The following is a 3,695-nucleotide window of genomic DNA, read 5'->3' as shown; positions in this document are numbered from 1 at the left end:
TAAAAATCAACTGTCTGAGCGAAGCGAGTTTTGATTTTTTCTTGGATTTCCAAGGGCATTTAGCTTATTTTTCACAGGCCTTGATTTTTGGTTACTTTTCATCAAGGAAAAGTAACATCAACTTCGGAGAAATTCAGTAATTTATTCATTAATGTAATAACTTAATTAATTATAAAAAATATTGAAGGGAGAAAAATATGAAGCTGAATAAAATAATGGAAGAGCTGGGAGCCCAGGGGATACTGATTACGGATATGATAAATGTGAGGTACTTTACGGGATTTACGGGAACCACAGGAGTAGCCCTTGCCTTGGGGGATAAAAGATATTTCCTTACAGACTTCAGATATGAGGAGCAGGGAAAAAAAGAGGTAGTCCCTAATGGGTTTCAGCTCATAAGAGAGGACAGGGATCCTGTAGGTAAGGCGGGAGACCTCATAAAAGAGGCCGGAATAAAGAAGCTGGCTATAGAGGACGGAAGTGTGACCCTGGCTCAGTACAGGAGTTTTGAAAAGAACTTCGGGAATCTGGAATATACAGGTATAGAGGATAGGTTTTTGAAGGTAAGAATGATAAAAACCGAAAAAGAGATAGATCTTATAAAAGAAGCTGTAAAGATAGCCGACAAGGCCTTTGAAAATATAAAAAGTCTTATAAAAGAAGGGATTTCAGAGGAAAGACTGGCTACAGAACTAGAGTATGAGATGAAAAAGCTAGGGGCTGAAGGGCCGTCTTTTGATACGATCATAGCTTCAAACTACAGGTCGGCTATGCCACACGGAGTTGCAAGTGAAAAGAAACTCGAGAAAGAGGGGTTTGTTAAGTTTGATTTTGGATGTTTTTATAAGGGCTATGTATCTGATATGACGAGGACAGTATATCTCGGAGAAAATCCTACGGAAAGACATTATGAAATATACAACACTGTAAAAGAAGCACAGCAAAAAGCCATAGATGCTGTGAAGGCAGGAATTACAACCAGAGAACTAGATAAGATAGCCAGAGATTATATAACCGAAAAAGGATTTGGAGACTGCTTTGGTCATGGACTTGGTCATGGTATAGGGCTTGAGATCCATGAATATCCTTATCTATCTTATAAGGCGGAGGATCTGGTTCTCGAGGAAAATATGGTTGTCACCATAGAGCCGGGTGTATATATAGAGGGGTTTGGAGGAGTCAGGATAGAGGATGACGTAGTTGTAAAAAAAGACGGATGCGAAGTTTTGAATAAAACAACGAAGGAGTTTGTCAGACTTTAGGGTTTCTTAAATTGAATTATTTCAAAAGATAAATAATTGTCCTGAGCTTTATAAATTAAATAATAAAAATAGAATGTACATTTATATAATGCAGCATCCAAATCGTCCATTATATTTTTTTATTATGAGCATGGGTTTTCCCTTTGAATTTATTTAAATTGACAAAATATTATCTATAAATTACAATAACTTATTGTAATGGATAAAAAAAGGTTATTTTAAAATGAGAGGAGATACCCATGATCATACAGAAAAACAAGCCCATGAGAGAGCGTGTATATGAAATTTTGAAAAAAATGATAATAGACGGGGAAATATCTCCTGAAGAAAAAATTGTTGAAACAGAATATGCTGAAAAATTTCAGATAAGCAGAACTCCATTGAGGGAAGCCATAAGAATGTTGGAATTAGAAGGTTATGTAGAGTCTCACAGCAAAGGCGGAGTAATAGTAAAAAATTGTACAAAAGAGGATGTAGAGGAGATCTATAAGATCAGGATTGCTCTAGAAGGGATAATCCTAGAAGAAGTTATAAAAAAAGCCTCTCAGTCAGACATAAAGAAATTGGAAAATATAATAAAAGATACAAAAAAAATGATGGCTGAGAATAAAAATAACGATGATATATTTAAGCTGTTTTCTAAGTTTAACAACACCCTATACAGTATTGCAAAGATGTCAAGGGTGGAAGACCTTATAAAGAATATGAATCTCTACTTGAGAAGATTCAGAAAAATGGCTATTGAGGATTTTGACAGAAAAAAACAGGCTTATGACGATCATGTAGAGCTTGTGAATGCCATAAAAGAGAATGATATAAATAAAGCCCTGGAAATAAACAAAATCCATTTGGAGAGGTCTAAAAACTTTATAATGTCTGAAATTTAGAACAAATATTTGAGAAGTATCCATATTTTTTATAAAAATATAGATTTAAAATTAGGAAGGAGTGATTGCTTTTATTAAAGCTGTTACTCCTTCATTTTGAATTTATTTTTGAAGAGCAAAAATAATATATTTATGTTATAATTTCCTTGTGGGCAGATAAACTTTTGAGGAGGAATAAATGAACATAAGAGACTTTATTGATAGAGAAATAACGAAAGAGGAAGCTTTAGAGCTTTGTAAAATAAAAGGATCAAAATTAATGGAGCTTTTTTCTGTAGCAAATGAGATAAGAGAAAAATATTGTGGAAACACACTCCATACCTGTACAATATCCAATGCAAAATCAGGTGAGTGTGAAGAGGACTGTAAGTTTTGTGCCCAGTCTGCTCATTATAAAACGAGCCTAACTACTTATGATTTGAAAGAAAAAGACATATTAATGTCTGAATATAAAAGAGCAGAAAAACTAGGAAGTACTAAGTTTGGAGTTGTTACAAGTGGTAGAAGTATAAAAAAAGGATCAGAAGAATATGATAGTATAAAAGAGTTTGTAGAGGATGCTAAAAAAGAGGGTATAACTACAAATATATGTTGTTCTATAGGTCTTCTCAATGAAGAGGAGCTAAATGAACTTAAAGAAGCAGGAGTGACTAGATTTCACAGCAATATGCAGACTTCTATAAATGCCTACAACAAAATAGTGGCGACGACTCACAAGATAGACGACAGGCTAGCCACAATAAAAGCAGCCAAAAAAATAGGTATGGAAGTGTGCAGCGGTGGAATAATAGGTATGGGAGAAACCTGGGAGGACAGGATAGATATGGCCTTCACCCTAAAGGAATTAAAAGTGGACGGAATACCTGTGAATATTCTTAGTCCTATAGAGGGGACACCTCTGGGGAATAGAGAACACCTTTCTATGGATGAGATACTTAAAACCATAGCAGTATACAGAATCATATTTAAGGACAAGGTTATAAAAATAGGTGCCGGAAGAGAAGGAGTTCTGAAAGATTTCATGGGAATGGCTTTTATGAGTGGAGCCAACGGAATGCTTGTAGGGGGATATCTTACAGTAAAAGGAAGAACTTCTGAAGAAGATTTTTTATTTATGGAAAACGTAAAGAAAATGTGGGAGATGGGTTAAAAAATGGCTATAATTGATAAGAAGAGAGTAAGCCAAAATTTTTCCAGAGGGGCCAAAACATACGACACCTATGCTGAAGTCCAAAGACACATGGCTGATAAATTGGAAATTTTTGTACATGGCTCCAAAAATAAATATAATATATTGGAAGTAGGGTGCGGTACTGGTATTTTTTCTGAAAAAATATTGAAAAGATTTCCAAATTCTGAAATAGATCTTTTGGATATTTCTCCTGCAATGATTGAGACAGCAAAGGAGAAATTAAACGGAGCTCCCAATCTTAATTTTATAGTTGAAGATGTGGAAAGTTATAATCCTGAGAAAAGATATGATTTAATTTTTTCCAATGCAACCTTTCAATGGATAGATGATCAAGCCAGGCTTTTTAATCATCTT

At 34.6% G+C, this 3,695-nt stretch carries 4 protein-coding genes; all 4 read left to right on the top strand.

Features of this window, described 5'->3' with window-relative positions:
- The first annotated feature begins 197 nt into the window (after positions 1-197).
- Positions 198-1,262, top strand: a complete 1,065-nt coding sequence (locus ABZA26_RS10055) for a M24 family metallopeptidase (RefSeq protein ID WP_372714391.1) — start codon at positions 198-200, stop codon at positions 1,260-1,262.
- Between the two features lie 239 nt (positions 1,263-1,501).
- A complete protein-coding gene (locus ABZA26_RS10050) occupies positions 1,502-2,149 on the top strand; it encodes a GntR family transcriptional regulator (RefSeq protein ID WP_372714390.1) in 648 nt (215 codons plus the stop codon).
- A gap of 178 nt (positions 2,150-2,327) precedes the next feature.
- On the top strand, positions 2,328-3,299 hold the full coding sequence (gene bioB / locus ABZA26_RS10045; protein WP_372714389.1) for a biotin synthase BioB: 972 nt from the start codon (positions 2,328-2,330) through the stop codon (positions 3,297-3,299).
- 3 nt (positions 3,300-3,302) lie between these two features.
- On the top strand, positions 3,303-3,695 hold a 393-nt coding region (locus ABZA26_RS10040), incomplete at its 3' end, for a methyltransferase domain-containing protein (RefSeq protein WP_372714388.1).

The organism is Ilyobacter sp. (genome assembly GCF_041583315.1).
Classification (GTDB): Bacteria; Fusobacteriota; Fusobacteriia; order Fusobacteriales; family Fusobacteriaceae; genus Ilyobacter.
Note: the sequence above shows the minus strand (reverse complement) of the source record. Positions and strands in the feature narration are given on the sequence as shown.

Coding starts and splice junctions, on each gene's coding strand:
- bioB (WP_372714389.1), top strand. CDS start 2,328: ATGAACATAAGAGACTTTATTGATAGAGAAATAACGAAAGAGGAAGCT.
- ABZA26_RS10050 (WP_372714390.1), top strand. CDS start 1,502: ATGATCATACAGAAAAACAAGCCCATGAGAGAGCGTGTATATGAAATT.
- ABZA26_RS10055 (WP_372714391.1), top strand. CDS start 198: ATGAAGCTGAATAAAATAATGGAAGAGCTGGGAGCCCAGGGGATACTG.